The organism is Pseudomonas sp. ADAK21 (assembly GCF_012935735.1).
GTDB classification, from domain to species: Bacteria; Pseudomonadota; Gammaproteobacteria; order Pseudomonadales; family Pseudomonadaceae; genus Aquipseudomonas; species Aquipseudomonas proteolytica.
The window spans coordinates 5,735,935-5,762,866 of sequence record NZ_CP052857.1 but is presented as its reverse complement, the minus strand read 5'-3'; the positions used below and the strand labels follow the sequence as shown (position 1 = coordinate 5,762,866).

At 61.6% G+C, this 26,932-nt stretch carries 19 protein-coding genes; 15 read left to right on the top strand and 4 right to left on the bottom strand.

Annotation, left to right across the window (positions count from 1 at the left end; genetic code table 11):
- Positions 1–267: 267 nt before the first annotated feature.
- The 3 genes from HKK57_RS25900 (at position 268) to hemN (ending at position 3,491) form a co-directional block, all read left to right on the top strand.
- A complete protein-coding gene (locus HKK57_RS25900; protein WP_169391103.1) occupies positions 268–711 on the top strand; it encodes a hypothetical protein in 444 nt (147 codons plus the stop codon).
- A gap of 82 nt (positions 712–793) precedes the next feature.
- A complete protein-coding gene (locus tag HKK57_RS25895; RefSeq protein ID WP_070995957.1) occupies positions 794–2,119 on the top strand; it encodes a coproporphyrinogen III oxidase in 1,326 nt (441 codons plus the stop codon).
- Positions 2,106–3,491: an oxygen-independent coproporphyrinogen III oxidase gene (hemN, locus tag HKK57_RS25890; RefSeq protein ID WP_070995958.1), complete on the top strand. Its 1,386-nt coding sequence runs from the start codon at positions 2,106–2,108 to the stop codon at positions 3,489–3,491. The genes HKK57_RS25895 and hemN overlap by 14 nt, the downstream gene beginning before the upstream one ends.
- A 167-nt stretch (positions 3,492–3,658) precedes the next feature.
- Here the strand turns inward: hemN and HKK57_RS25885 are convergent, their stop codons facing one another.
- The 3 genes from HKK57_RS25885 to HKK57_RS25875 are packed head-to-tail and all read right to left on the bottom strand — an operon-like array spanning position 3,659 to position 6,944.
- Positions 3,659–4,495: a metal-dependent hydrolase gene (locus HKK57_RS25885; RefSeq protein WP_029292881.1), complete on the bottom strand. Its 837-nt coding sequence runs from the start codon at positions 4,493–4,495 to the stop codon at positions 3,659–3,661.
- Positions 4,495–5,391 carry an SDR family NAD(P)-dependent oxidoreductase gene (locus HKK57_RS25880; protein WP_029292879.1) on the bottom strand — a complete coding sequence of 299 codons (897 nt, stop codon included), beginning with the start codon at positions 5,389–5,391 and terminating at the stop codon, positions 4,495–4,497. The genes HKK57_RS25885 and HKK57_RS25880 overlap by 1 nt, the downstream gene beginning before the upstream one ends.
- Positions 5,388–6,944 carry a flavin-containing monooxygenase gene (locus tag HKK57_RS25875; protein WP_104912130.1) on the bottom strand — a complete coding sequence of 519 codons (1,557 nt, stop codon included), beginning with the start codon at positions 6,942–6,944 and terminating at the stop codon, positions 5,388–5,390. Before HKK57_RS25875 ends, HKK57_RS25880 begins: the two co-directional genes overlap by 4 nt.
- Before the next feature lie 298 nt (positions 6,945–7,242).
- On the opposite strand from HKK57_RS25875, the gene HKK57_RS25870 reads away from it, so the two are divergent.
- From HKK57_RS25870 to HKK57_RS25825, 10 genes are all read left to right on the top strand, one after another.
- A complete protein-coding gene (locus HKK57_RS25870) occupies positions 7,243–8,241 on the top strand; it encodes an alpha/beta fold hydrolase (protein WP_237150419.1) in 999 nt (332 codons plus the stop codon).
- A gap of 326 nt (positions 8,242–8,567) precedes the next feature.
- Entirely contained in the window at positions 8,568–9,845 is a 1,278-nt protein-coding gene (locus HKK57_RS25865) for an alkane 1-monooxygenase (protein WP_029292874.1), read from the top strand.
- Positions 9,846–9,991: 146 nt separating this feature from the next.
- Entirely contained in the window at positions 9,992–10,486 is a 495-nt protein-coding gene (praA, locus tag HKK57_RS25860) for an alkane oxidation protein activator PraA (protein ID WP_029292872.1), read from the top strand.
- 129 nt (positions 10,487–10,615) lie between these two features.
- Positions 10,616–11,125, top strand: coding sequence for an alkane oxidation protein activator PraB (gene praB, locus HKK57_RS25855; RefSeq protein ID WP_071610051.1), 510 nt, complete (start codon positions 10,616–10,618; stop codon positions 11,123–11,125).
- 128 nt (positions 11,126–11,253) lie between these two features.
- On the top strand, positions 11,254–12,693 hold the full coding sequence (locus HKK57_RS25850; RefSeq protein ID WP_169391101.1) for an outer membrane protein transport protein: 1,440 nt from the start codon (positions 11,254–11,256) through the stop codon (positions 12,691–12,693).
- Positions 12,694–12,990: 297 nt separating this feature from the next.
- The gene (locus HKK57_RS25845; RefSeq protein WP_029292868.1) at positions 12,991–15,516 is read left to right on the top strand and encodes an acyl-CoA dehydrogenase; all 2,526 of its coding nucleotides are present in this window, start codon (positions 12,991–12,993) and stop codon (positions 15,514–15,516) included.
- 82 nt (positions 15,517–15,598) lie between these two features.
- Positions 15,599–16,942 (top strand): 3-oxoacyl-ACP reductase, encoded by a 1,344-nt coding sequence (locus HKK57_RS25840; protein ID WP_070995965.1) that lies wholly within the window; start codon positions 15,599–15,601, stop codon positions 16,940–16,942.
- Positions 16,943–16,944: 2 nt separating this feature from the next.
- Positions 16,945–17,847, top strand: coding sequence for a MaoC/PaaZ C-terminal domain-containing protein (locus tag HKK57_RS25835; protein ID WP_169391100.1), 903 nt, complete (start codon positions 16,945–16,947; stop codon positions 17,845–17,847).
- The gene (locus tag HKK57_RS25830) at positions 17,844–19,142 is read left to right on the top strand and encodes an acetyl-CoA C-acetyltransferase (protein WP_104912134.1); all 1,299 of its coding nucleotides are present in this window, start codon (positions 17,844–17,846) and stop codon (positions 19,140–19,142) included. Before HKK57_RS25835 ends, HKK57_RS25830 begins: the two co-directional genes overlap by 4 nt.
- Before the next feature lie 30 nt (positions 19,143–19,172).
- Entirely contained in the window at positions 19,173–20,876 is a 1,704-nt protein-coding gene (locus tag HKK57_RS25825) for an AMP-binding protein (protein ID WP_092235733.1), read from the top strand.
- Positions 20,877–21,227: 351 nt separating this feature from the next.
- Here HKK57_RS25825 and HKK57_RS25820 read toward each other — a convergent pair whose 3' ends face one another.
- Positions 21,228–22,343, bottom strand: coding sequence for a Gfo/Idh/MocA family protein (locus HKK57_RS25820; RefSeq protein ID WP_169391099.1), 1,116 nt, complete (start codon positions 22,341–22,343; stop codon positions 21,228–21,230).
- 431 nt (positions 22,344–22,774) lie between these two features.
- Between HKK57_RS25820 and HKK57_RS25815 the strand changes: the two genes are divergently transcribed.
- Together HKK57_RS25815 and HKK57_RS25810 are read left to right on the top strand one after the other, a co-directional pair.
- Positions 22,775–23,815, top strand: a complete 1,041-nt coding sequence (locus HKK57_RS25815) for a WD40/YVTN/BNR-like repeat-containing protein (protein WP_029292850.1) — start codon at positions 22,775–22,777, stop codon at positions 23,813–23,815.
- Between the two features lie 15 nt (positions 23,816–23,830).
- Positions 23,831–26,206, top strand: coding sequence for an efflux RND transporter permease subunit (locus HKK57_RS25810; RefSeq protein ID WP_029292848.1), 2,376 nt, complete (start codon positions 23,831–23,833; stop codon positions 26,204–26,206).
- The last annotated feature ends 726 nt before the right edge of the window (positions 26,207–26,932 follow it).

The following is a 26,932-nucleotide window of genomic DNA, read 5'->3' as shown; positions in this document are numbered from 1 at the left end:
CTTTGAAAAGCGGTGAACAGGAAGGCTGGGTAGTCTACCGACCTTGATCGCGCTGGATAATCTGCGACGTTCTGCCACAGGGGCGGTCGCCACCTTATCAGCCAGGGCGTTGATTGAGTCTGTGGCACACTGTCGCAGACACGGCCCAAGGCCCGCCGCACAAGGCTTTGGGCAAATGTTTCAACGATTATCAGGGCCCTTGACCCGCATCAAGGCAGCGCGCGCCCACTGTGGGCACAGTCACGGTACAAGCACCGTGAGGTTCTGATGCTCTATCTCCTATTCCTGCTGGCCCATCTATTCGCCGCGCTGATATTTATCGGCACGGTGTTCTTTGAAGTGTTGATCCTCGCCAGTGTGCACAAGCAACTGCCGGCCCGCGTCATGCTGCTGGTGGAGCAGGGCATCGGCCGCCGTGCCAGGGCCTTGATGCCGTGGGTGCTACTGGTGCTGTTTGGCGCCGGCATCGGCATGGTCTGGTTGCGCTATCTGCCGGTGCTGGCGACGCCGTCGAGTTCGGCATTCGGCGCGTTGCTGACCCTCAAGCTGATCCTTGCCGCCAGCATGTTGATGCATTTTTTGCTGACCGTGTGGTTGATGCGCCGTGGGCGGGTCAGCGCGGCTTATCTGCGCTTCGTCCACCTGAGCCTGTTTTGCCATATGGTCGCCATTGTGTTGTTGGCCAAAAGCATGTTCTACATCACCTGGTAAACGTCGGCGCTTGATGCATATCAAGGTGCGCTGTCCGGTCGCACCGCACAATGACCCACCGTAGCCAGACCCGGAGGCCGTCATGCTCACTGTCATTCATCCCGCCCGCGAGTGGCGCCTGCGCCGTGACCAAAGCGTGCTGGACCAGGGCCAGGTCGACATCGGTAAATTTCATACGGGCATCGGCTCCCTTGACTTGCTGCGCGCCTTGCGCAGCAGCCGCCAGCGGCAACGGCCCCTGGCGCTGAACCTGCAGTGGCCGGCAGGCCTGGTGGCGGATACCTACCTCGGCGCGCTGGAACAGGAGATTCACTTGGTCGGTTGCCACGTGGGCGGTCGGCAACCAGTGGACCAATTCCATCTGGGCGGCGCCACCCCGGCCATTGCCGACCTGCAACGCGTGATGGCGCACCTGCGCAGTCGCCTGCACTTTCTTGATCACGACCAGGGCGACTACAGCCTCGACCTCGACCCGCTGCACACAGACTGGGCAACCATGGGCCTGTTGCGCGACCTGGGGTTCAACCACATTAATATCGGCGTGCCGGATGCCAGTGCCGAAGCCACGCCGTCAGTGGCCGGGTATCAAGACCCGGCGCCGATCCAGTCGCTGATCGACGCAGCGCGTACCTTCGGCTTTCGTTCGGTGAATGTGGACCTGGGCTATGGCCACGCCTGGCAGACCTGCGAGAGCTTTGAAACCAAGCTGGCCAGCCTGATCGCCCTTGAGCCGGACCGCCTGCAAGTCTTCGATTATGCCCGGGCTCCCCGGCGCTACCAGCAGCAGCCACGGCGTGCGCTGTCGTCGAATGCCGACAAATGTGGCATGCGCCGCATCGCTTTCCAGCGCCTGGAAGATGCCGGTTATCACTACATCGGCCTTGGCCAGTTCGTGCGCCCCGACGACGACCTGGCGCTGGCCCAGGAGCGCGGGCACCTGAGCCGCAATTGTCAGGGTTTTACCCGTCACGGCTACTGCGACCATATCGGTTTTGGCCTGGGCGCCATCAGCCAGCTCGACACCCTGTATGCGCAAAACACCGACGACCTGGCGCTCTATTGCCAGCAGTTGGGCAGCGACCTGTTGCCCACCGCCCGCGGTTGGCGCTGCGAGGCCGGCGACCAGATCCGCCAGCACGTCATGGAGCGCCTGGCCTGTGACCTGGAGTTGGATATCCTGGCCCTGGAGCGCCGCTATGGGGTGATTTTTTCCCGCTATTTCTCGGCGATCTGGCCACTGCTGGAGCATTTGCACCAAGACGGCCTGATTGATCTGTCCGAGCGTTTCCTCTGTGTACTGCCAGCAGGCCGGCACCGGGTCGAAGCCCTCTGTGCGCTGTTTGACCGGGCAGGCAGCGCCGTCCCCCCTTGCTCCAACGATGAGACCATCGACCATGAAAGCGTTTGAGTTCAACCGGGCCCTGGTGCAGAAATACGACCGCCCGGGGCCACGCTACACCTCGTACCCGACGGCGCCGCAGTTTCACGCAGCCTTCGCCCTGGACGATTACCAGCAGGCAGTCGCGGCCAGCAACCACGCGCTGACGCCCAAGGCGTTGTCGGTGTACATCCACATCCCGTTTTGCCAGAGCCTTTGCTACTACTGCGGCTGCCACAAGATCATCACGCGCAAGACCCACCGCGCCGTGGAATACCTGAGCTACCTCAAGCGCGAAATCCAGATGCAGGCGGCGTTGTTCGACCGCGCGCGACCGCTGACCCAGTTGCATTTGGGGGGCGGTACGCCGACCTATCTTGACGATGGGCAACTGGCCGACTTGATGGACTGCCTGGCCCAGGGCTTCAGCCTCGATACCAGTGACCGCCATGAGTTTTCCATTGAGGTGGACCCGCGCACCATCAGCGTCGAACGGATCCACAACCTGCGCGGGCTGGGTTTCAATCGCCTGAGTTTTGGCGTGCAGGACTTTGATACCGATGTGCAGGCAGCGGTCAATCGCGTGCAGAGCGAAGAGCAGATCGTGCAATTGGTCTCGGCAGCGCGTGAGGCGCAGTTCAAGTCGATCAGTGTGGATCTGATCTACGGCCTGCCGTTGCAAACCGTGGCCAGTTTCGACGTGACCCTGGGCAAGCTGATTGCCCTGCGTCCGGACCGCGTGGCGGCGTACAGCTATGCGCACCTGCCGACACAAATCCGCGCCCAGCGCATGATCCGCCCCGAAGACATGCCCCCCCCCGAGCGCAAGCTGGAGCTGTTGGAATTGACCATCCGCCGGCTGACCGAGGCGGGGTATGTGTACATCGGCATGGATCACTTTGCCTTGCCCGACGATGAACTGGCCCTGGCCCGGGCCAATGGCACCTTGCAGCGCAATTTCCAGGGCTACTCGACCCATGCCGATTGCGACCTGATCGGGCTGGGCGTCTCGGCCATCGGCAAGGTGGGTGACAGCTACAGCCAGAGCGTCAAGGAGTTGTCCCAGTACTACGCACGTATCGACGCCGGGTTGTTGCCGGTGCAGCGCGGCTACCGCCTGAACGCCGATGACGTGCTGCGCCGCGACGTGATCAACGGCCTGATGTGCCATGGGCGCATTGACTTTGCCGGGGTCGAGGCCGGGCATGCGATCCGCTTTACCGAATACTTCGCCCAGGCGTTGTCGCGGTTGGATGAGCAAGTGGCGGATGGCTTGCTGCATATCCAGGATGACGGCGTGCAGTTGCTGCCCCAGGGGCAATTGATGGTGCGCAGCGTAGCGATGGCATTTGATGCGTACTTGGGCGGGCAGCAGAAGGGGCAGTTTTCTCGTACGGTCTAATCACCCAGCACCTTCCTGTGGCGAGGGGGCTTGTCCCGCTGGGCTGCGCAGCAGCCCCAAAACCTGCTGCCTCGGTGTATCAGATAGAACTCAGGGGGCTTACTGGGGCTGCTGCGCAGCCCAGCGGGGGACGAGCCCCCTCGCCACAAAAGCCCCTTCACCACAGGTCAGGTATAGGCGCTGTTAGTACGCTCTATCTCTTCCACCAGCTTGTCGATCCCTTCCAGCCGCGCGCGGTTGTCGTGATCCCAGGGATGAAACCCCGGCTTGAAGTAATGCAGCCAAGGCCGCGCCATGCGCGGGAATACGCCCCTGGCGCCGTAGAGAAATTTCAACATCCGCCAGAACCCTTTCAGATGGCCACCCGCGCGGCGGTCGGCGATCAGTAGGCGCAGGTGGAAATCAAACACCACCAACCAGAAAAACACCGTGGTGAACAGCATGGTCCCGGTGCGCAGCAGGTAACGCTTGGGCCCCGGCTTGATCACGCGGTTCCACACATCAAAGGCCACGGCCTTGTGTTCCGTTTCCTCAAGGGCGTGCCAATACCACATCTGCTGGTAGCCCTTGAGCGAATCCCCAAAGCGCGTGGGGTCGCTGAGGAGGATTTCCGCGAGCATCGCCGTGTAATGCTCCAGGGCGATGGTCACTGCCAGGTTGAAGGACGGCGGCAAGTGCTTCTTTTGCAGGTCGAGGATGAATTTCAACCGCCGGTCAAGCAGGTGGGCGGGCAACCCCGCGGCTTGCAGCAGCTCGTTGTAGGCCACGTGCTCACGGCTGTGCATGGCTTCCTGGCCGATAAAACCCTGGATTTCCTTCTTTAAGGCCGGGTCGTCGATGCGCTGGCGATAGTGGCGCACGCTGTCCATGAAGAACAGTTCGCCCTGGGGAAACAGCAGCGACAGGGCATTGAAGAAATGCGTGATGAAAGGGCCTTGCTCGTGCCAATCCTTGATGCGTTCGGCGGGCAGGGCAAAATGCAGGTCGCGGCGAATGGGCAACATTATGGCGACTCCTGTTCTGTGATGGGGTTGGGCAGCGGTGCCTTGCGCTTTTTCGGTGCCATGCGTCGGCTGGCGAACACCACCAACGCCTGATAAGCCGCCGGCAACCAGCGTGCAAGCAAGTCCAGGGCGTAGGCGTCGCGGCCGATCAGCACGCGGCGCTTGTTTTTGCGCACGCCTTGCAGGATCACCTTGGCGGCCTGGTCGGCGTCGGTGATAAACAGCTTCTCGAAGTCGGCGCGGGCCTGTTGTTCGCTATGGATCAAGAACCCGGTCATGTTCGCGTCGATCCGGCTGCTGCGGCAGATATCGGTACGGATCCCGCCAGGATGCACACAGGTGGCCGAGACGCCGCTGCATTGCAAATCCAACTCCTGGCGCAACGATTCGGTGAAGCCGCGCACCGCGAACTTGGTGGCGTTGTAGCCGCTCATGCCAGGCTGGGCGAACAGGCCGAAGACGCTGGACGTGTTGACCACATGCCCGTCGCCGCTGGCCTTGAGGTACGGCAGGAACGCCTTGGTGCCGTAGACCACACCCCAGAAGTTGATGCCGACGATCCACTCAAGGTCGGCGTAGTCCACACCTTCCACCGTACTCGACAGGGCCACCCCGGCATTGTTGAAAATCAAATTGACCTGGCCGTGCTCGGCCGCACAACTGGCGGCCCAATCCTCCATGGCCTGGCGGTCGGCAACATCCACCTCCCGCGCGGTCACGCGGATCGGCGCCAGGCTGCTGCGCTGGATCAGCTCCACGGTTTGCTGCAGGCCAGCCTGGTTTTTGTCTGCCAGGGCCAAGTGGCACCCCTCGCGCGCCAGGGCCAGGGCCAAGGCGCGGCCCATGCCGGACGCGGCACCGGTGATGGCCGCCACGCGACCATTGAATGACTTCATGACAGGCTTCCTTCTGCGGTGGCATGGGGTTGCGCGAGGGGGCGCTGCGCAGTGCCAGTCACCAGTGGCGTGACTTGATAGTCGCCCAGGGCGAACTGGCGGGTGACCTGCTTGAAGCGCCAGGTCGAACCGGGCCACAGCGTGGTGTTTTTGCCGGTGCGCGGGTCGAGGTACCAACTGCGGCAGCCACCGGTGTTCCAGATGGTGCCCTGGAGCTTTTCCTGGATTTTCAGGTTGTAGGCGCGTTCCACCGCCGGCTTGACGTCCACCGTGGCAATTTGCTGGCGGCGCATCTGTTGCAGGGCATCGAGGATGTAGGTGACTTGCGCCTCGATCATCAGAATCATCGAGTTGTGGCCCAGCCCGGTGTTGGGCCCGACGATCAGGAACAGGTTCGGATAACCCGGCACGGTAGTGCCCTTGTACGCATGGGCGCCATCGCGCCAGGTGTCCATCAGGTCGATACCATCGCGCCCGATGATGCAGTCGCGGGGCAGGGGATCGCTGGCCTGGAACCCGGTGCCGAAGATCAGGCAGTCAGCCGGGTGCTTGATGCCATCGGCGGTGACGACCCCGTCGGCTTCGATCCGCAGCACGTTGTCGGTGACCACCGCGACATTGCTGCGCGACAGCGCCGGGTAGTAGTCGTTGGAAATCAGCACGCGCTTGCAGCCAATGGTGTAGTCCGGCCGCAGGATCTTGCGCAGGGAAGGGCGCGCCACTTGTTTGTGCAGATGGCGCAGGGCGATTTTCTGCACCATTTTCATCAGCCTTGGGTGCAGCGCAAACCCAACCACCCGACCTTCCAGGGCCCAGTAAAAGGCCCCGCGCACCAGGCGTTGGGTAAACGGCAAGTGTTTGAAAGCCCAGCGTTCGACCCGTGAAATGGGGCGGTCGGGCTTGGGCATGATCCACGGCGGGGTGCGCTGGAACAGGTCCAGGTGCGCCACCTGCGGGGCGATCTGCGGCACGAACTGGATGGCGCTGGCGCCCGTGCCAATAACGGCCACGCGCTTGCCCTTCAGCGAATAGTCGTGGTCCCACTGCTGGGAGTGAAAGCGCTTGCCCTTGAAGCTGTCCAGCCCCGCGATATCCGGCAGCGCCGGGCGCGACAGGCCGCCCATCCCCGACACCAGCACTCGCGCACTGACGTGGCGGCCATTGCTGAACTGCAACTGCCAGCGTTGCAGTTGCTCATCGAACACCGCCCGTGTAAGGCCCATGCCAAAACGCAGGTACGGCGCCAGCTCGAAGCGCTGTGCACAGTGTTCCAGGTAGGCGCGGATTTCCGCCTGGGGGGCGAACTGGCGGGTCCAGTCGGGGTTGGGCGCAAACGAAAACGAATAGACGTGGGATTGCACATCACAGGCGCAGCCCGGGTAGTGGTTGTCGCGCCAGGTGCCGCCCAGGGAATCGGCCTGTTCGGCAATGAAGAAGTCGTCGAGCCCGGCTTGCTTGAGTTTGATCGCCATGCACAGGCCGGCAAAGCCTGAGCCAATGATCGCGATATCCACACAATCTGCCGGGCCGCCCGGCTGGGTAGAGGCATTCATAGGGTGTCCCTCGTGGGCTGTGGGCGCCTTACGGGTTTTGGCATCGGATGTGCTCCTTTTTGTTTTCGGCTTTTAGATAGAACACCATTGCAAAGAAAAATTGAATTTATTATTTTAAAAAAGATTTTAAATAATCTACCTGAAAATATCGCCTACGCTAGAACCTTGTCTTTTATGTGCGATTTGTCCGACGGACGAGCCTTTGCGCACGCAGTTGAAGTCCAGGGTGTGGACGATGGCTGAGGTCTTGACCAATACCGGTCGGATCGCCAGCAGCAGGGAAGCCGAGGACCGAGCTATGGCTGTCGAATGGGTTGTCGCTGCGGGTGTGTTTATAGCTGCGAGTGCGGCGTTGTGGGGCTTGAGTGCCTGGATGACGCGCCGTATCGAAGTGGCTGTTCCAAGTAACGGGCGCTTTCTGGAGGTCGATGGCGAGCGCTTTCATTATGTAGAGGAGGGCAAGGGGCCGCCGCTGGTGATGATCCACGGCCTGATGGGCAGCAGTCGCAACCTGACTTATGCCTTGTCTGCCCAATTGCGCGAGCACTTTCGGGTGATCACCCTGGACCGCCCCGGCTCAGGCTATTCCACCCGGCATAAAGGCACCGGTGCCGACCTGCAAAGCCAGGCCCGGCAAGTGGCGACCTTTATCCAGACCCTGGACCTGGGCCAGCCCCTGGTGCTGGGGCATTCCTTGGGCGGGGCGATTTCCCTGGCATTGGCCCTGGACCATCCCCATGCGGTGTCCGGGCTGGTGCTGGTGGCGCCATTGACCCACCCCCAACGCATGATCCCCCTGGTCTTTCTCTCTCTGGCCGTGCGCCCGGCCTGGCTGCGGCGCTGGGTGTCGCGCACGCTGACGGCGCCCATCGGCATGCTCACCAGCGGCGCAGTGGTCAAGGCAGTGTTCGCCCCCGACCCGGCACCGGCCGACTTCGCCACCCGTGGCGGCGGGATGCTGGGGATGCGCCCTGACAACTTCTATGCCGCCTCCACCGAAATCGGCCTGGTCAATGATTCCCTGCCGGATATGGTCAAGCGCTACCCCCAACTGCGCCTGCCCATCGGCCTGATCTATGGTTCGCGGGACAAGGTGCTGGACTTTCGCAAACACGGCCAGGCCCTGGCGGACAAGGTGCCGGGGCTCAAAATGCAGGTGATCGAAGGCCGCGGCCACATGCTGCCAATCACCGCCACCGAGCGCGTGGCAGCCCTGGTGGAGCAGGTGGCCAAGCGCAGCAAACCGGTAGAAAGCGCCACCGTCCTGCACCCGCCATTTGCACTGGCGAGCAAATAATCGTGCACCCCACGGCGTGGTCGAGAGTCGGTAACGCTTGCCCTAGACACCTGACCGAATGGATGAAAAAGAGACTGCCCGGTCACGTAGAAAAGGCTTCGAAAAAGTAGTTGACGACCTAACGGTTCCGCGCTATTTATTTAAAAAAATATTTCAATATTTATTTTGAAATGATTTTTGAAATGCCTAAGAGCGAATAAAATAATGAAAAAAACGCCTTTTATCGCATGGTTGATTTCAAGTGGCTTTCAGTGCCGCCTGAATCTGTTGTCTGCCCCTTTTGCTTCGCTCTCCCTTCCTGCCGCGCAGTGCGCCCGGAGGCTGCCATGAATCAGACCCTGGCAGCCCCGCACGTCTGGACCGACGGTAAGCGCCACCTGTGGTGGCTCGGCATCATGCCTTTGGCAACCCCGCTATTGTCCGGCGCGCTGGCCATCACCACCGGTGTACAAGAACTGTGGTGGGTGGGTGTGCTGGTGATTTTCGGCCTGATCCCGCTGATTGACGGCCTGCTCGGCGAAGACGTCAGCAACCCGCCGGAATCTGCGGTCAGCGGCCTTGAATCGCAGAAGTACTACCGCTGGATCGTCTACACCGGCGTGTTGCTTGTTATCTCCTCCCTGGTGATTACCGGTTGGCTGGCTGTCAGCGGCATCGCCTGGATGATCAACGGTGGGCTGCTGCAACTCACGGCGTCCATGGACCCATCAAGTTGGATGGCGCAAACCGCCAGCTTCCTGACTGCCCGGGTGCAACTGCACGGTGACGTCAGTTGGTTCACCTACCTGGGCATGGCCATGTCCACCGGCGCCGCCACCGGCATCGCGATCAACACTGCCCATGAACTGGGGCACAAGCCGCGCCTGCTGGAGATCGTGCTGGCCAAGATCACCCTGGCGCCAACCTTCTACGGGCACTTCTATACCGAACACAACCGTGGCCATCACGTACGCGTCGCCACCCCGGAAGACCCGGCCAGCTCCCGGCTGGGGGAGAGCTTCTGGGCGTTCCTGCCGCGCTCGGTGTGGTTCAGCGCGCGCTCGGCTTGGAACCTGGAACGTGAACGCCTGCGCAAGCTCGGCCTGCCGGCCTGGCACTGGAAGAACGGCGTGCTCAGCGCCTGGATGTACAGCGTGGTGTTGTGGGGCGCAATGATCGCCTGGCTGGGTGTGGCCGTGATTCCCTTTTTGGTGATCCAAGGCATCTACGGCTTCTCGTTGCTGGAAGTAGTGAACTATGTCGAACACTACGGCCTTAAACGCCAGAAGTTGCCCAATGGTCGTTATGAGCGGTGTTCGCCGCGCCACTCCTGGAACAGTAACCGTATTGTCACCAATATCTTTCTGTTCCAGTTGCAGCGCCACTCCGATCACCATGCCAACCCGACCCGCAGTTATCAGTCGCTGCGCCACTTTGATGAATCACCGCAACTGCCCTACGGCTACGCCAGCATGATTGTCTGGGCCTACATCCCTTACTTGTGGCGCCGGCGCATGGATCATCGGGTACTGCGGCACTACTCGGGGGATGTCACCCTGGCCAATATCCAGCCATCCAAACGCTTGAAGATACTGGAGAAGTACGGCAAGACCAGCACCTTCTAATGTGAATCAACTGTTGTAGGGCGCACTCGGGATCTGTGTATCGCGCAGGTTTTCATTGCCCACGGTTTACCGGTTTCGAGTGCTGCTTAGTTGCAAGAAAGTTGTTTGACCCTAACAAAAATAAAATCAAGGGAAGGACGTACACCATGCAAAAACCTGCCAAGTTCACTACGCATATCGTGCTCGCCGCATTGGGCCTTATCGCCTATCACCAGGCCCAGGCCGCACGCATCGAACCCGCCGGCAGCGCCTTCACTGCCCAGGGCCCCATCAGCTTTTCCAAGGGCGCGCTGATCAGCGCCGACTGCACCATCAAAGTGGCCGGCAAGGTTGCGGCCGATGGTTCGCAAGTCAATGTCGACAAGGTTGAGTTCGACGGCGGCCTCAAGTGCAGCCGCGTCGAAGCCATCAACTTGCCGTGGATCCTGGTGGCCAAAGACACCACCAGCGGCTCTATGTCGAAGATCAGCGTCGACGTGCACGCCTTTGGCCTGGGCGGCAAGTGCGGCCCATCCACCGCCGAAGGCACCTGGGATAACGCCACCGGCAAGTTGGAGGCGGCCAATGTGCCGATTGGCGAAGACTGCAAGATCAAGAGCGTGTCGATCAAGATGCCGCCGACTTTCAAAGTCGTCGAGTAATCACCCGAAGTTGTAGCGGTAATTGCATTGAAATTTGGCTGGAAAGGGAAGTTCTGCTGTTTCTCCGTGACCTCTCGATCATGGCCATTACCCCGGCGAAATGACTCGCCATACATGTGAGGAAAAATAATGAAAAGTTTCAAAACCCTCGTTTGTGTAAGTTCGTTTGCTCTGTGCTTTGGCGCGGCTTCGATGGCCAGTGCGGCGTCGATTACCCCAAATGGCGCGTTTACCACTGACCCAGGCACCATTGTTGTCACGTCGCCGTCTTCCGGTGGGGCTCCAATCACTTGTGGCATTACGTTCGGCGGTACTGTTACCGCAGGCGTCGCGACTATTACTGCAGCAAGTCTGACCGGGGGTGGGCTGTGCGCATTGCCTACCTTGAAAAATATCCCATCTCCGGGGTGGAAGTTGACGGCTACCAGTTTTACGCCAAGTACTGGTGCGGGCACAGGCATTGTTGAGCGAGTAGGTTGGACTGTTGTGTTCCCACCGTCTAACTGCGGCGCAGGCACTATCAACGTGGCCTGGGACCAGGCAACGCAGATGCTGACCGCCGCCAATCAGCCGCTCTCCGGCAACTGCTCCGTGCAGTCTTTGAAAGTTAAAGCACCGACTCTGACCCTGGCTCCTTAAACCATCGCACTTATTAGTGCAAAGGGCTGATCACCCCTGAAAGACAGGTGCCTCTAGTGAGGCACCTGTTGAGGCAACCCGGATCGGTAAGGCCGACTCTGGTAGATAAAAATAATAAGGAGTGGAGCATGAATAACAAGAAACAGCAGGCTCAGGCGTTACTTGGCCTGGCATTGTTGGGGGGGCTAATGGCTGTGGCCGGTCCGGTTCAGGCGGGCGGTTTCATGACTCCGACCTCGAACACGGCGGGTTGGGGCCGGGCGTTTGGTGGTGGTTCGATGTTCAAGAACGATCCGTCAGCGGCCTACAACAACCCTGCTGCAATGGCCTTCATTGACAAAACCATTTCGCAGTTCACCCTCAACTTCGCCAATATCGACATCAAGTACAAAGGGTCGGCCTACGACTATTCTGGCCGTCCAATGTCCGAAACTACCTTCGACGAAAACTACAACCCCACTTACAACGATCGTACCGGTAACGGTGGCCAGGCCGGCTTCGAGGCGTGGGTGCCTACGGGCTTTATGGTGATTCCAATCAATGACCGTTTCGCCTTTGGTCTGAGCCAAGTGGTGCCCATGGGCGCCCGTACCACGTACGACCAGGATTGGAAAGGCCGCGACTTTGCAGTGGACACCCGAATTGAAACCGTTGGCCTGACCGGCTCGCTGTCGTTCAAGGTTAATGATGAGTTTTCCATCGGCGGTGGTGCGATTCTTCAGCACACCAAAGGTTTTGTGAGCCAGAACGTCGACCTGTATGCCGCCGCTGCCCAGTCGCCGGACTTTGGGATGATTCCGTTTCCGGCCGGCCAGGGTTTCGCCTTGATGCGCGTGAAGGTCGACAATAATTCCCTGGGCTGGTTTGCAGGGATGACCTGGAAGCCTACGGCGCAAGACACCCTGGGCTTGAACTACCACGCCAAGATCAAGAACAAGCTGGAGGGCAAGTACAACATGTACGCTGACCCGACCTCGGAGGGACTGATGACCATTCCGGTGGTCGACGGTAAAACCCTGGTCGAGCTGGCTTACCCCGGGCTGAAACTGTATCCGGGCGGTGCCAAGGCCTCCACGCAATTGGATATCCCTGCCAACGCGTCCCTGGACTGGGTGCACGACTTCTCTGACCGCCTGACCCTGGGCGCCAGCGTGACCTGGACCCAATGGTCGTCCTTCGAGGCGCTGACCTTGAAGTCCAATGGCAGCACCATCGTGTCGATCCCGTACAAGTACAAGAACACCTGGATGTATTCCTTCGGTGGCGACTACAAGCTCACGGATGATTTTACCGTGCGCGCCGGTGTGGCCTTCGACCAGACCCCAACCCGCAACTCCACCCGTGACCCACGCATCCCGGATGGTGATCGCACCTTCGCCTCCCTGGGCTTTGGCTACAACATCCGCGCCATTCCTGGCCTGAGCATCGACGGCGCGTATTCCCGCCAGTTTGTGGAAACCGTCAAGCTCAAGACCAAGAACGTTGATCGGCTTGGCGCAGGTTCGCTGGACGGTAAATCCGAGGCCAAGGGTGAAGTGGTCAGCCTGTCGGCCACGTACGCCTTTTAACGTGTCTGCGTAGTACCGAGGTAAACCCACAGTCAGCGCATCTTTCTGTGGGGTTTACCTCAGGGTGCACCAATGGGTCGCCCACGCGACCCCTGGTGATTTCCTTGCATTTCGACATTTCGGCTGACGCGTTCGGCCATGAATTTTTTCGCGAACCGATTAAATAAAAATTTCAAAACAAAATTTGAATTTAGCTTTTCAAGTTTGTAGTGTGGTGATCAGTCGCAGGCCATACCGGCTTGCTGACCTGCATGCCGTGCCCTGAATAAGTTGCCCTGAATAAGTAGAGGTATCTCCATGGTTATCTGGTTACTGGCGGGACTCGCTGCGGCGACTGCCCTGGCGTATCGACAAGCGGCAGCCACTTTGTGGCTGGGGGCTGGCCTGGTCTGGTTGGCCGGTGGCTATCTGTTCAATGGGGTCGCAGGGTTTGGCCTGAGCGTTGCGGCGCTGTTGGTGGTGTTGCCGGCGCTGCTGCTGAGCATCAAGCCCCTGCGCCGGGCGCTGTTGACCAGCAAGGCCTTGGGCCTGTTTCGCACGATTATGCCGGCCATGTCCGACACTGAGCGCGCGGCTATCGAGTCCGGTACCGTGTGGTGGGACGCCGAGCTGTTCAGCGGCAAACCCAACTGGCAGCGCCTGCTGCAAGCCGCGCCGGCACGCTTGAGCGCCGAAGAGCAGGCGTTTCTCGACAACGAAGTGGAAACCCTCTGCGACATGGCCAACGACTGGGAAACCACCCAGGTCTGGCAGGACCTGTCGCCCGAAGGCTGGCAGTACACCAAGGACGCCGGTTTCCTCGGCATGATTATTCCCAAGCAATATGGCGGCAAGGGCTTCTCCCACTATGCCCATTCGCAGGTGGTGATGAAGCTGTCGACCCGTTGCTCGGCAGCGGCGATTTCGGTGATGGTTCCCAACTCCCTGGGCCCCGCCGAACTGTTGCTGCATTACGGCACCGATGCCCAGCGCAATTACTACCTGCCGCGCCTGGCCCGTGGCGAAGACATTCCGTGCTTTGCCCTGACCAGCCCCTATGCCGGCTCCGACGCCGGGGCCATTCCCGACCTGGGCATCGTCTGCAAGGGCATGCATGAAGGCCAGGAAGTGCTGGGTTTCAGCGTGACCTGGGACAAGCGCTATATCACCCTTGGCCCCATCGCCACGGTGCTGGGCCTGGCCTTTCGCGCCGAAGACCCGGACGGGCTGCTGGGCCAGCCCGGTTCGCTGGGCATCACCTGCGCCTTGATCCCTACGTCCCATCCCGGAGTGAACAGTGGCCGCCGTCACTGGCCCCTCAATGCGGTATTCCAGAACGGCCCGACCACCGGCAAAGACGTGTTTATCCCCCTGGAGTGGGTGATCGGCGGCCGCGAGCAAGTGGGCAACGGCTGGCGCATGTTGATGGAATGCCTGGCGGCCGGGCGGGCGATTTCCCTGCCATCGGCCAACGTCGGCCTGGGCAAGGTGGCGGTACGCGGCACCACGGCCTATGCGGCGATGCGCAAGCAGTTCGGCCTGCCGATCGGTAAGTTCGAAGGGGTGCAGGCACCATTGGCGCGCATGGCCGGGCACTTGTATGCCTGCGATGCAGTGCGCAAGGTATCGGTGGCGTCGTTGGATGCTGGCGAGAAACCTTCGGTGATTTCGGCGATTGCCAAATACCACGTCACCGAGCGTGCGCGAATCATCGTCAACGATGGCATGGACATCGTCGCCGGCAAGGGCATCTGCATGGGGCCCAACAACTTCCTGGCCCGTGCCTATCAGCAAAGCCCTATCGCGATCACCGTGGAAGGGGCAAACATCATGACCCGCTGCCTGATCATCTATGGCCAGGGCCTGATCCGTTGCCATCCTTACGTGTTCCGTGAGATGGAAGCGGCACGCAACACCGATCATCGCCAGGCGTTGCTGGCGTTCGACAGCGCCATGTTCGGTCACCTGAGCTTTGTGCTGGCCAATACCGTACGGGCGGCAGTGCATTCCCTGACAGGCGGGCGCCTGATTGCCGTGCCGGCCAAGACCGACCCGGCGCTGGCGCCTTACTATCGCCAGGCCAATCGGCTGTCGGTGGTGCTGGCGTTGATTTCCGATATCTCCATGGGCGTGCTGGGCGGTGCGCTCAAGCGCAAAGAAAGCATCACCGGGCGCCTGGGCGATATTCTGTCCCAGCTCTACATCCTGTCCTGCGTGCTCAAGCGCTTTGAGGATGATGGCCGGCCCCAGGCCGATCTGCCGCTGGTGCATTGGTCGGCCCAGGACGCACTGTTGCGGGCCCATGAGGCCCTGGCCGAGGTGCTCGACAATTACCCCTCCAAGCCCGCTGCGGCAGTGATTCGTGGCTTGAGCTTCCCGTTTGGCATTCCCCAGCGCAAACCATCAGATCGCTTGCTGGCCCAGGTGGCCGAACTGGTGCAGACCCCCGGCGAAAGCCGCGACCGCTTACTGGCCAATTCCTACATCCCACGTCCGGAAATCGACAAGTTGGCCTACGGCGAATTGGCGTTCCGCCTGTTGCCCCAGGTGGAGTTGATCGAAGGGCGGCTCAAGGCGGCGGTCAAGCAAGGCACCCTCGAACCGATGCCGATCAGCACCACCGCCTTCACCGCCTGGCGCATCAAGGCCCGCGCCCTGGACCTGATCAGCGCCGATGAAGACGCCTTGCTGGCGCGCTATGTGGAGTACGCCGACCACGGCATCCAGGTGGACGACTTCCCGCAGGACTTTGGCTTGCTGGAGGCATTGCAAAAGCGCCAGCAAACCTTGGAACAAGCAGCCAAGCCCAGCACCAGAAAGCGTGAAAACGCCCCGGTGAACTAAACACCAACACGCGCCCTGTAGGAGCTGGCTTGCCTGCTCCCACAGGAGATTGGGTTTGCAGGTCAGGAAAACGGATCGATTTATGAGCGACAGCTATCTCTCTTTTGTTAATTCCCCCTGGGGCCGTCGCCTGGCCCAGACCATTGGGCTGCCACAGCCCTTGCCCCTGCAGCGCCACCGCAGCGGCCAACAGGGCTTGGCCAACCCGGTGATCATCGCCGGGGCAGGGCGCCTGGCGGAGGAAGTGCGGCGCATCTTCAAGGCCACCGACACCGTGCCGGCCCAGGCCGCCACGCTCAAGGCGCCGTCCACGGTCAAAGTCCAGGGCGCGGTGTTCGACGCCAGCGCCGTGGTCGACCTCAAGCAACTGGACGAACTCTACGAGTTCTTCCACGCCAACGCCCGGCGCCTGGGGCAACACGCACGGGTGGTGGTGCTGGGCACCGCGCCCGAACACTGCCAGGACTTGCCCCAGGCGATCGCCCAGCGCGCCCTGGAGGGTTTGGTGCGGTCCCTGGCCAAGGAACTGCGCCGGGCGATTACCGTGCAGTTGATCTATGTCGCGCCGGGGGCTGAGCAGGCCCTGGAAAGCAGCCTGCGGTTCTTCCTGTCGCGGCGTTCGGCCTATGTCTCGGGGCAGGTGGTGCGCCTGGAACAAGCGGTGGATACCGCACCTGCCATCAACTGGGACAAACCCTTGAGCGGCCGCCGCGCCCTGGTCACCGGCGCCTCCCGCGGCATCGGCCTGGCCATCGCCCAGGTCCTGGCCCGTGATGGCGCGCAGGTGGTCTGCGTGGATGTGCCGCAAGCGTTGTCATCCCTGGAGCAGGCGGCCAGCAGTGTCGACGGCCACGCCTGGGCGCTGGATATCACCGCCGCCGATGCGGTGCAGCAGTTGCAGGCCTATGTCGCCGAGCACGGCGCATTTGATGTGGTGGTGCACAACGCCGGGATCACCCGCGACAAGACCATCGCCAAGATGACCGAAGCGGCCTGGCGCAGTGTGCTGGCCGTCAACCTCCAGGCACCGTTGCACTTGAGTGACGCCTTGCTGCAAGGGCAGGGGCTCAATGCCGGTGGGCGGATTGTCTGTGTGTCGTCGATCTCCGGGATCGCTGGCAACCTGGGGCAAAGCAACTACGCCACGTCCAAGGCCGGGGTGATTGGCCTGGTGCAGGGCCTGGCACCGGTGGCGGCGGCGCGGCAGGTCACGGTCAATGCCGTGGCACCGGGTTTTATCGAGACCCAGATGACCGCGAAAATCCCGCTGATGATTCGCGAAGCGGGGCGGCGCATGAACTCCCTGTCCCAGGGCGGGCAACCCATCGACGTCGCCGAAACCATCGCCTGGCTGGCGCACCCGGCCTCGGGCGGGGTCAACGGCCAAGTGGTGCGGGTGTGCGGCCAAAGCCTGTTGGGAGCCTGAACATGGACTACGTGACGCAGATTATCGACCCGCCACCGTCGCGCAATCGCCTGCTGCTCGACGGCCTGCTGGCGCTGCGCAAGCCTACGCTTGAAGGCGTGCCGAGCTTGCCCAAGGAGCGCCTGGTGCGCTCGGCGGTGCCATTGTGCGCCAATGAGATGGCCGCCTATGGCCGGGCCTGTGGCTTTCGGCGTGAGCAAGGCGTGCCGCTGTCCTATCCCCATGTGCTGGCGTTCCCCTTGCACTTGCTGCTGCTGACGCGCCCGAGCTTCCCGTACCCGGCCAGCGGAATGGTGCATCTGGCCAATCGCATTCGTCAGCATCGGCGCCTGCAGGAAGGCCAGGCCCTGCGCCTGGAGGTGTTTGCCGAGCGCTGGGTGGCCCATGCCAAGGGCCAGGCGTTGAGTATCGCCACCCATGCCTACAGCGCTGGCGAGTTGGTGTGGCAAAGCGACAGCCTGTACCTGCGCCGGGATGTGGCCAATCCGGTGGGCGAGCCTTGGGGCGACAGCCTGGCCTTGCCCGAAGAAGCCTTGCGGCGCACTCAACGCTGGGTGCTGCCGGCGGACCTGGGACGACGTTTTGCCAAGGTGTCGGGGGATTTCAACCCGATCCACACCTCGCTGATCGGTGCACGCCTGTTCGGCTTTCGCCGGGCCATCGCCCATGGCATGTGGACCTTGGGCCGCGCCCTGGCCGCGCAACAACCTCCAGGCGGGCTGGACGTGGCCGAGGCCCATTGCGAGTTCAAGCTGCCGATCTTCCTGCCCGGCCAGGTCGCCCTGTGGAATGCCCCGGCAGACGGCCCCCACCGTGCATTCGAGGTGCGCAACCCGGCCGGCGACAAACCCCATATGCGCGGCCTGTTTATCTGGCATCCACGTTTTGATGAGAGTCGTCCATGAGTGACTACAGCTTCAGCCCCGCCCCGACGCGCCGGGTGGCGATTGTCGGCGGCAACCGCATTCCGTTTGCCCGCTCCAACACGGTATACGCCCACGACAGCAACCAGGATTTGCTGGTGGCCGCGCTGCAAGGTCTGGTGGACCGCTACAACCTCCACGGCCTGCGCCTGGGCGAGTTCGCCGCCGGTGCGGTGATCAAGCACTCGCGGGATTTCAACCTGGCCCGCGAGTCGCTGTTGTCCACCACCCTGTCTGCCGAGACCCCGGCCTATGACCTGCAACAAGCCTGCGGCACCGGCCTGGAAGCGGCGTTGCTGGTGGCCAATAAAATCGCCCTCGGCCAGATTGAAGTGGGGATTGCCGGGGGCGCCGACACGACCTCCGACGCGCCCATCGGCATCAACGAATCCCTGCGCCGCACGCTGCTGGCGGCCAACCGCGCCAAGGGCACTGGCAACAAATTGCGCAGCCTGTTGCAGGTGCGCCCGTCGATGTTTTTCAAGCCGCTGCTGCCGCGCAATGGCGAGCCGCGTACTGGCTTGTCCATGGGCGAGCACTGCGAAGAAATGGCCAAGCGCTGGCAGATCAAGCGCCTGGCCCAGGACGAACTGACCCTCAGCAGTCACCAGCGCCTCGACGCGGCCTATAAAAACGGCTTTTTCGACGACCTGATCAGCCCCTATCGCGGCCTGGCCCGCGACAACAACCTGCGCGCCGATGCCAGCCTGGAGAAGCTCGCCAGCCTGGCCCCGGCCTACGACCGGCAGAACGGCACCCTCACGGCCGGTAACTCCACCCCCCTGACCGATGGCGCCTCGGTGGTGCTGCTGGCCAGTGAGGAATGGGCCGTCGCCCGCGGCCTGCCGGTGTTGGCGTACCTGCGCACCGGTGAGACCGCCGCGGTGAATTTCGTTGACGGCAGCGAAGGCCTGCTGATGGCTCCAGCCTATGCGGTGCCCCGCATGCTGGCGCGTGAGGGCCTGAGCTTTGCCGACTTTGATTTCTTCGAGATTCACGAAGCCTTCGCCGCCCAGGTGCTGTGTACCCTCAAGGCCTGGGAAGACCCTGATTACTGCCGTGAGCGCCTGGGACTGGATGCGCCGCTGGGCCCCATCGACCGCGACAAAATGAACGTCAACGGCGGCTCCCTGGGCTGCGGTCATCCATTTGCCGCCACCGGTGGTCGTCAACTGGCGGCGCTGGCCAAGGCCATCCACCAGCGTGGTGGTGGGCGCGGGCTGATTTCCATCTGTGCCGCCGGCGGCCTGGGCATTACCGCCATCGTTGAAAAGTAGCCGTACAAAAACAACAACAAGGAGACTGCCATGAACGCTGTGAGCCAGGAACAAACCGAACGTATCTGGTTGAACGCCTACCTGCCCGGGGTGCCCACGGACATTGAGGCCGGCATCGAGGACTACCCGTCGTTGCGCGAGGTCTTCCTGGAGCACCTGCACAAGTACCGTGACCGTGTGGCCTACGTCAGCATCGGCACCGAAATGACCTACGCCGCCTGGCAGGCCCAGGGCATTGCCTTTGCCGCCTGGCTGCAGGCCCAGGGTGTGCGCAAGGGCGACCGCGTGGCGTTGATGATGCCTAACTGCCTGCAGTACCCGATCTGCTTGCTGGGCACCATCCTCGCCGGTGCGGTGGTGGTCAACGTCAACCCGTTGTACACCTCCCACGAACTCAAGCACCTGCTCAAGGACAGCGGCGCCGAGACCGTGGTGATCTTCGAAAACTTCGCCCACACCCTGGAAAAAGTCGTGGCCGGCAGCACCGTCAAACGTGTGGTCATTGCCGCTATCGGCGACCTGCTCGGCACCTTCAAGGGCGCGGCGATGAACTTCATCCTGCGTCGCGTGCAAAAGCAGGTGCCGGCCTTCAACCTGCCAGGCGCGGTGCGCTTCAACACCGCCCTCAAGCAGGGCCGGGGCCTGACGCACACGCCGGTACCGCTGGCGCGCGAGGAACTGGCATTTCTGCAATACACCGGCGGCACCACCGGCGATGCCAAGGGCGTGATGCTCAGCCACCGCAATATCATCGCCAACCTGTTGCAGGCCAAGGCATGGGTCGGCGATCAACTGGATCAGAACCAGCAAGAAACCAACGTCACCCTGTTGCCGCTCTATCACATCTTTTCCCTGACGGTGAATTGCCTGATGTTCATGTGCCTGGGCGGGCGCAACATCCTGATCGCCAACCCACGGGACGTGAAGCGCGTGCAGATGATCCTGCGCAAGGAGCGCTTCAACGGGATTGCCGGGGTCAACACATTGTTCAACGGCTTGCTGGAGAACGCGGAGTTCCGTGCGCGGGACTTTTCCGACCTGCGCCTGGTGATCGCTGGCGGCATGGCCACCCACACGGCGGTGGCCAAGCGCTGGAAAGAAGTCACTGGCCTGCCGATCATCGAGGGTTACGGCCTGACGGAGTGCTCGCCGGTGGTGAGCATCAGCCCCATCGATATCTCACGCATGCGCGACATGGAATTTACCGGCAGCATCGGCGTGCCATTGCCGTCGACCTGGGTGCGCTTCATCCGCGAGGACGGCGCATTGGCTGACATTGGCGAGCAGGGCGAACTGCAGGTGCGCGGCCCGCAGGTGATGCAGGGCTACTGGCAACGCCCCAAGGAAACCGCCGAGGTGCTGGATGCCGAGGGCTGGCTGTCGACTGGAGATATCGGGGTGATGAATGCACAGGGCTTCATCCGCCTGGTGGATCGCAAGAAGGACATGATCCTCGTGTCGGGCTTCAACGTTTACCCCAATGAGATCGAGGATGTGGTGGCCTTGCACCCGGGCGTGGCGGAAGTGGCGGCGATTGGTGTGGAAGATGGGGTGACCGGGGAGAAGGTGAAAATTGTGGTAGTGCGCCGCGACCCGAACCTGACCCAGGAGCAACTGTTGGCCCATTGCCGGGAGTACCTGACGGGCTACAAGGTGCCCAAGTTTGTCGAGTTCCGCACCGAGGAACTGCCCAAGACTACCGTGGGCAAGGTCCTGCGCCGAGCCCTGCGCTAACTGTAGGAGCCGGCTTGCCGGCGATGGCCATAGACATCTACACAACTTTCAGAAACTGATGATCTTCCCTGTGGCGAGCGGGCTTGCCCCGCGCTGGGCTGCGAAGCAGCCCCAAAACCAGCCGCTGCGGTGTATCTGGTACAACGCATTCGGCTTATTGGGGCTGCTTCGCAGCCCAGCGCGGGGCAAGCCCGCTCGCCACAACTGCGCTATCTGCCTGGATTTAGGTGTTGTGGCAAAGTTGTGTAGATACCGATGCTGCGATAGCGGTACATCGGCCACCCAAGCAGTGACTGAACCACCGCTTTTGCGGGCAAGTCGCACCGCCGCTCCTACAGGGGGTATGCAGATTCAGACCTGGTTCACGTTGACCCACCGCTCTTCCCGCGCAGCGAGGCGAATGGCTGTCGCCAGCCGTTCCACTGCCCACGCCTCCTCGAAATCAGTACCCGTCGCGCCTTGCCCAGCCAGTGCCATGATCAACTCTTGCACCTCCAGGGTCTTCAACTCGTTGTACCCCAACTGATGCCCCGCCGCCGGGCTGAACGCGGCATAGCCGGGCAGGGCGGGGCCAGCCAGTAAACGCTGGAAACTGTCTGCGCCAGCCCGGCATACCCGCAGTTCATTCAAGCGCTCCTGGTCGAAGGCCAGCGTGCCTTGTGTACCACTGATCTCGAAACTCAAATGGTTCTTGTAGCCACGCTTTAGCCAACTGCTGCTGACGGTCCCGCGCGCGCCGTTGGCAAAGCGCAGCAAGGCATGCACCTGGTCGTCGATCTCGATCGGCCGCCTCTCGCTACTGCCAGGGCTGGCAGGTCGTTGACCGTGGACCGTCTGGCTGTCGGCACAAACGTGCGTGATATCGCCCACCAGATACCGCGCCATCGCCAGCAGATGACTACCGAGGTCCGCCAGGGCGCCGCCAGCATGTCCCACCTCACAGCGCCATGACCACGGCGAGGCCGGGTCGGCCATGAAGTCTTCACTGAACTCGCCCTGGAAACTGATGATCTGCCCCAGTTCGCCCGCTTCAATCATCTGCCGCGCCAGGACGATCATCGGGTTGTGCTGGTAGTTGTAGCCGACCCGCGTCACCACCCCGGCCTCACGGGCGGCGCAGCGCATGGCGTCGGCCTGTTCCAGGCTCACGGCCAGGGGCTTTTCGCAATACACCGCCTTGCCCGCCGCCAGTGCAGCCATGGCCATGGGGTAGTGCAGGTGATTGGGGGTGGTGATGGCCACCAGGTCCACTTGCGGGTCATCGATCAGTTGTTGCCAGTCGCCATGGGCCTTGGCGAACCCCCAGGCGCTGGCGCAGCGTTGCGCGCGCTCGGTGTCGGCATCGGCCAGGGCCGCCAGCGTCAGGTTGAAGGGCAATTCAAATACCGTACGGGCGTTATTGAACGCCAGTGCGTGGGCACGGCCCATGAAGCCTGTACCGATCAGGCCGATTCCAAGTGCGCGCATGGCGATGGTCCTTTTGATTGTTATTTTCAGGAAGGCAATTAATAGAATAAAAATTCTCAATCATCAATACGTGGAATATAAATATTATCTCCTTGTAGGAGCGAGCTTGCTCGCGAAGGTCGCCAACGATGACGCGGGGCTCCAGGCCCCCCCGAGGTGTGCTGAGGGTTTTCGCGAGCAAGCTCGCTCCTACAGAGGAATGTACGAAGTCATCATTTCGGCGAATGCGGCTATATTCAGCCAGCAGGCAAAAGGCCTTCAGTTAACAAAAGATAACGTAGCGCCGATTGTCAGACGATTCGAAAGCCCGATAGGATGGCCCCTGCTTCCTCAAGGGGCTCTAGATTGCAGGTTTGCGCACTGCGAACACCCTGGAAGGTGTTACGACCTAACAATAATAAATGGGAGAAAGGTCTATGAGTGAGCCTGTCATGGGTGTGGGTTTTTGCCGCCCGCTCGCATCGCGCAAGGTCGCGGTGCTGGCTACAGCGCTCTCGCTGCTGGGGGTTGTCGCGTTGTCGACGGCTGCCCAGGCTGCAACCGAAGCCGCAGAACCTGCGGTATTTGCCATTGAATCGCCAAGGGCCGAAAAAGGCCTGATGATCGACGTCGTGCACGCCGGCAAACGCCTGGTGGCGGTCGGTGATCGCGGGCATATCCTTTATTCCGATGATCAGGGCGTCACCTGGGTGCAAGCCAAGGTGCCGACCCGGCAACTGCTCACGGCAGTGTTTTTTATCGACGAGCAGCACGGTTGGGCGGTGGGGCATGACGCCAAGATCCTCGCCAGCACCGATGCCGGGGCCACCTGGACTGAGCAGTTCAAAGACCTCAGCCGTGAAGCGCCGCTGCTGGACGTACTCTTCAACGACCCCAACCACGGCTTTGCGGTGGGCGCCTACGGTGCGCTGATCGAGACCACCGACGCGGGCAAGACCTGGACCGATGTCAGCGATCGCCTCGACAACGAAGACCAGTACCACCTCAACGCCATCGCCCAGGTCAAGGATGCCGGCCTGTTCATCGTCGGTGAGCAGGGCAGCATGTTCCGCTCCAGCGACGAGGGGCAGACCTGGGAAAAACTCGAAGGCCCCTACGAGGGTTCGCTGTTTGGCGTGATCGGCACCGCGCAGCCCAAAACCCTGCTGGCCTACGGCTTGCGCGGCAACCTGTTCCGCTCCACCGACTTTGGCGACACTTGGGAGCCTGTGGCGCTCAAGGCCGACCGTGGCGCTCTGGAATTTGGCTTGTCGGGCGCGACCTTGCTCGACGACGGCACCCTGGTGGTGGTCGGCAACGGTGGCAGCGTGGTGGTCAGCCACGACGATGGCCTGACGTTCAGCGTATTCAACCGCCCGGACCGTATTTCACTGTCGGCGGTGACGGCGGCGGGCAACGGCGACTTGATTCTGGTGGGGCAGGGTGGCGTACGCGTCGCCGAGCCAACTGGCGCCGAACGCAAAAAACAATAAGAAGGCGGGGATAGAATGAGCAGTCATCACAACGATAAAGCGACCTTTCTTGAGCGCCTGATCTTCAACAACCGCCCGGCAGTGATCGTGATCTGCCTGCTGGTGAGCATTTTCCTGTTCTGGCAGGCCACCTTGATCCGGCCTTCCACCAGCTTCGAAAAAATGATCCCGCTGCAGCACCCCTTCATCGAAAAGATGATGGAGCACCGCAACGACCTGGCAAACCTGGGCAACACCGTGCGTATCTCGGTGGAGGCCAAGGACGGTGACATCTTCAGCAAGGAGTACATGGAGACCCTGCGCCAGATCAACGACGAGGTGTTCTACATCTCTGGTGTTGACCGCTCCGGCCTCAAGTCCCTGTGGAGCCCCAGCGTGCGCTGGACTGAAGTGACCGAAGAAGGTTTTGCCGGCGGTGAAGTGATCCCGCAGAGCTACAACGGCTCGCCGGAAAGCCTCGACCAGTTGCGCAACAACGTGCTCAAGTCCGGCCAGGTCGGGCGCCTGGTGGCCAACGACTTCAAGTCGAGCATCGTCGATATCCCGTTGCTGGAGTCCTACCCGGACCCGCAGGACCAGGGCAAGTTGCTGGCCTTGGACTACCAGAAGTTTTCCCACGAACTGGAAGACAAGATCCGCACCAAGTTCCAGGAGCAGAACCCCAACGTCCAGATCCATATCGTTGGCTTTGCCAAGAAAGTCGGTGACCTGATCGACGGCCTGATCATGGTGGTGCTGTTCTTCGGTATCGCGTTCGTGATCACCCTGGTGCTGCTGCTGTGGTTCACCAACTGCCTGCGCAGCACGGTCGCGGTGTTGATCACGACGCTGGTGGCCGTGGTCTGGCAACTGGGGTTGATGCACTTCTTCGGGTTCGGCCTGGATCCGTATTCCATGCTGGTGCCGTTCCTGATCTTCGCCATCGGCATTTCCCACGGCGTACAGAAGATCAACGGCATCGCCCTGCAATCCAGCGAGGCCGACAACGCCCTGACGGCGGCCCGCCGCACGTTCCGGCAACTGTTCCTGCCGGGGATGATCGCGATTCTTGCGGATGCGGTGGGCTTCATCACCCTGCTGATCATCGATATCGGCGTGATCCGTGAGCTGGCCATCGGCGCTTCCATCGGTGTGGCGGTGATCGTGTTCACCAACCTGATCCTGCTGCCGGTAGCGATTTCCTATGTGGGCATCAGCAAGCGTGCGATCGCCAAGAGCAAGAAAGACGCCAACCGCGACCATCCGTTCTGGCGCCTGTTGTCGAACTTCGCCAGCCCCAAAGTTGCACCCATCTCCATTGCCCTGGCCCTGGTCGCCTTCGGTGGCGGCCTGTGGTACAGCCAGAACCTGAAGATCGGCGACCTCGACCAGGGTGCCCCGGAACTGCGTCCGGACTCGCGCTACAATAAAGACAACAACTTCATCATCAACAACTACTCCACCAGCTCCGATGTGCTGGTGGTGATGGTCAAGACCAAGGCTGAAGGCTGTTCGCGCTACGAAGCCATGGCGCCCATCGACCAGTTGATGTGGAAGATGCAGAACACCGAGGGCGTGCAGTCGGCGATCTCCCTGGTGACCGTGTCCAAGCAGATGATCAAGGGTATGAACGAGGGCAACCTGAAATGGGAAACCCTGTCGCGCAACCCGGATGTGCTGAACAACTCCATCGCCCGTGCCGACGGCCTGTACAACAACAATTGCTCCCTGGCGCCGGTGCTGGTGTTCCTCAACGACCACAAGGCCGAGACCCTCGACCGCGCGGTGCATGCGGTGCAGGAGTTTGCCAAGGAAAACAACAAGGACGGCCTGGAGTTTATCCTCGCCGCCGGTAACGCCGGGATCGAAGCGGCCACCAACGAGGTGATCAAGGAAGCCGAGCTGACCATCCTGATCCTGGTTTACCTGTGCGTGGCGACCATGTGCATGATCACCTTCCGCTCCTGGGCGGCGACCTTGTGCATCGTGCTGCCGCTGGTGCTGACCTCGGTGCTGGGCAACGCGCTGATGGCGTTCATGGGCATCGGCGTCAAGGTCGCGACCTTGCCGGTGGTGGCGCTGGGCGTGGGGATTGGTGTGGACTACGGCATCTATATCTACAGCCGCCTGGAAAGTTTCCTGCGTGCCGGCCTACCGTTGCAGGAAGCCTACTACCAGACGCTCAAGTCCACCGGTAAAGCCGTGTTGTTCACCGGCCTGTGCCTGGCAATCGGCGTGTGCACCTGGATCTTCTCGGCGATCAAGTTCCAGGCTGACATGGGCCTGATGCTGACCTTCATGCTGCTGTGGAACATGTTTGGCGCACTGTGGCTGTTGCCGGCACTGGCGCGGTTCCTGATCAAACCCGAGAAACTCGCGGGCCAGAAGGGCAACTCGTTGTTTGCCCACTGATCAGCAGCCCCCTGGGGCCCATAAACTGTGGCGAGCGGGCTTGCCCCGCGCTGGGCTGCGCAGCAGCCCTAAAGCCCAGCGCTATGGTGTATCTGCCACACCGCATTCGACTTACTAGGGCTGCTTTGCAGCCCAGCGCGGGGCAAGCCCGCTCGCCACGGCGGCCCTATGCGACCGCATAGCCAGGGTTTATCGCTCGAACGACAGAATCCAACACTCAGCCAACGCCTTGCCAATCAACCCGCGGGGTATATCTACCACCGCCTGGGTGCCCTGCGCCTTGTCCAGCAGCTCAATGCACAAAAACTGTGGCGAGCGGGCTTGCCCCGCGCTGGGCTGCGCAGCAGCCCTAAAACCCAGCGCTGCGGTGTATCTGTCACACCGCATTCGACTTACTGGGGCTGCTTTGCAGCCCAGCGCGGGGCAAGCCCGCTCGCCACGGCGGCCCTATGCGACCACATAGCCAGGGTTTTATCGCTCGAACGACAGAAACCAACGCTCGGCCAACGCCTTGCCAATCAACCCGCGGTGTATGTCTACCACCGCCTGGGTGCCTTGCGCCTTGTCCAGCAGCTCAATGCACAAAAACTGTGGCGAGCGGGCTTGCCCCGCGCTGGGCTGCGCAGCAGCCCTAAAACCCAGCGCTGCGGTGTATCTGTCACACCGCATTCGACTTACTAGGGCTGCTTTGCAGCCCAGCGCGGGGCAAGCCCGCTCGCCACGGCG

What these genes read in the sequence shown, in the direction of transcription:
- HKK57_RS25810 (WP_029292848.1), top strand. Translation starts at nt 23,831, where the DNA reads ATGAGCAGTCATCACAACGATAAAGCGACCTTTCTTGAGCGCCTGATC.
- HKK57_RS25850 (WP_169391101.1), top strand. Translation starts at nt 11,254, where the DNA reads ATGAATAACAAGAAACAGCAGGCTCAGGCGTTACTTGGCCTGGCATTG.
- HKK57_RS25880 (WP_029292879.1), bottom strand. Translation starts at nt 5,391, where the DNA reads ATGAAGTCATTCAATGGTCGCGTGGCGGCCATCACCGGTGCCGCGTCC.
- praA (WP_029292872.1), top strand. Translation starts at nt 9,992, where the DNA reads ATGCAAAAACCTGCCAAGTTCACTACGCATATCGTGCTCGCCGCATTG.
- HKK57_RS25845 (WP_029292868.1), top strand. Translation starts at nt 12,991, where the DNA reads ATGGTTATCTGGTTACTGGCGGGACTCGCTGCGGCGACTGCCCTGGCG.
- praB (WP_071610051.1), top strand. Translation starts at nt 10,616, where the DNA reads ATGAAAAGTTTCAAAACCCTCGTTTGTGTAAGTTCGTTTGCTCTGTGC.
- HKK57_RS25870 (WP_237150419.1), top strand. Translation starts at nt 7,243, where the DNA reads ATGGCTGTCGAATGGGTTGTCGCTGCGGGTGTGTTTATAGCTGCGAGT.
- HKK57_RS25875 (WP_104912130.1), bottom strand. Translation starts at nt 6,944, where the DNA reads ATGAATGCCTCTACCCAGCCGGGCGGCCCGGCAGATTGTGTGGATATC.
- HKK57_RS25825 (WP_092235733.1), top strand. Translation starts at nt 19,173, where the DNA reads ATGAACGCTGTGAGCCAGGAACAAACCGAACGTATCTGGTTGAACGCC.
- HKK57_RS25885 (WP_029292881.1), bottom strand. Translation starts at nt 4,495, where the DNA reads ATGTTGCCCATTCGCCGCGACCTGCATTTTGCCCTGCCCGCCGAACGC.
- HKK57_RS25835 (WP_169391100.1), top strand. Translation starts at nt 16,945, where the DNA reads ATGGACTACGTGACGCAGATTATCGACCCGCCACCGTCGCGCAATCGC.
- HKK57_RS25840 (WP_070995965.1), top strand. Translation starts at nt 15,599, where the DNA reads ATGAGCGACAGCTATCTCTCTTTTGTTAATTCCCCCTGGGGCCGTCGC.
- HKK57_RS25865 (WP_029292874.1), top strand. Translation starts at nt 8,568, where the DNA reads ATGAATCAGACCCTGGCAGCCCCGCACGTCTGGACCGACGGTAAGCGC.
- HKK57_RS25830 (WP_104912134.1), top strand. Translation starts at nt 17,844, where the DNA reads ATGAGTGACTACAGCTTCAGCCCCGCCCCGACGCGCCGGGTGGCGATT.
- HKK57_RS25895 (WP_070995957.1), top strand. Translation starts at nt 794, where the DNA reads ATGCTCACTGTCATTCATCCCGCCCGCGAGTGGCGCCTGCGCCGTGAC.
- HKK57_RS25900 (WP_169391103.1), top strand. Translation starts at nt 268, where the DNA reads ATGCTCTATCTCCTATTCCTGCTGGCCCATCTATTCGCCGCGCTGATA.
- HKK57_RS25820 (WP_169391099.1), bottom strand. Translation starts at nt 22,343, where the DNA reads ATGCGCGCACTTGGAATCGGCCTGATCGGTACAGGCTTCATGGGCCGT.
- hemN (WP_070995958.1), top strand. Translation starts at nt 2,106, where the DNA reads ATGAAAGCGTTTGAGTTCAACCGGGCCCTGGTGCAGAAATACGACCGC.
- HKK57_RS25815 (WP_029292850.1), top strand. Translation starts at nt 22,775, where the DNA reads ATGGGTGTGGGTTTTTGCCGCCCGCTCGCATCGCGCAAGGTCGCGGTG.